1 protein-coding gene is annotated in these 1,023 nt (G+C 64.0%); it reads left to right on the top strand.

Annotated elements, in window-relative coordinates; all coding sequences use genetic code 11:
* The coding region (locus LI94_RS21270) for an IS3 family transposase (RefSeq protein ID WP_152664909.1) at nt 1-984 on the top strand (984 nt) is incomplete at its 5' end.
* Nucleotides 985-1,023 lie beyond the last annotated feature (39 nt).

Genomic DNA, 1,023 nt, shown 5'->3' with positions numbered 1-1,023 from the left:
CGACCGGCCCGGGAAACGGTGATTCGGTTTATCGCCGAGCACAAGGACTACCAGGTGCCCGGCTCTGATGGTGGGGCCGGGCTTCGCTGGGGTGTCGAGCCCATGTGTGCGGTGCTGTCGGCCAACGGGGTGTCGATCAGCCCGTCGACCTACTACGAGTGGATCAACAAGACCCCGACGCGCCGCCAGGTGCGCAAGGCCGAGCTAGTCGAGATCATCAGCACTCAGCGCAACGACGCCAAGACCGGCAAGTTCGTGCAGACCCTGGGCTCACGCAAGATGTGGATCCGGCTGCGCGGCCAGGGCCACGATGTGGCCCGTTGCACGGTGGAGCGGATCATGCGCGCCCAGGGCTGGGAGGGGGCCCGCTATGGGTCCAAACACAAGACCACGATCAGTGACGACAGCCATGCCCGTTACCCGGATCTGGTCGATCGCCATTTCTGCGCTCCGACGCCAAATCGATTGTGGGTAGCCGACTTTACGTATGTGGCGACCTGGAGCGGTTTGGTCTACGTGGCCTTCGTGATCGATGCGTTCAGCCGTCGCATTCTCGGCTGGAGGGCAGCGAGGTCGATGACCACGCCGCTGGTTCTTGACGCCCTCGAGCACGCATTCTTCACTCGGGCTCAAGAGGGGCACTACGATCTGCGTGGCCTGATTGCGCACAACGACGCCGGCGCCCAGTACACGTCGGTGGCATTCACGCAGCGGCTCATCGACGAAGGAGTGGACCCCTCGGTCGGGTCGGTCGGCGACGCACTGGACAACGCGCTCGCCGAGACGACCGTCGGTTCGTTCAAGAACGAGCTCATCCATCGGCAAGGCCCGTGGCGCGACGTCAGCCAGGTCGAACTCGCCACCGCCGAATGGGTCGACTGGTTCAACACCGAACGTCCCCACGACTACCTCGACGACTTCACCCCCGCAGCCGTCGAAGCGCTTCACTACGATCACAGGCACACCCCACCGAAGGCGGGGTGATTCAAGGAAATCAGTCCCCGGACTTACCGGGACGGCTCA

This window comes from Mycobacterium sp. UM_Kg27, assembly GCF_000972905.1.
Taxonomy (GTDB): Bacteria; Actinomycetota; Actinomycetes; order Mycobacteriales; family Mycobacteriaceae; genus Mycobacterium.
This window is presented reverse-complemented; position numbering and strand designations above follow the sequence as displayed.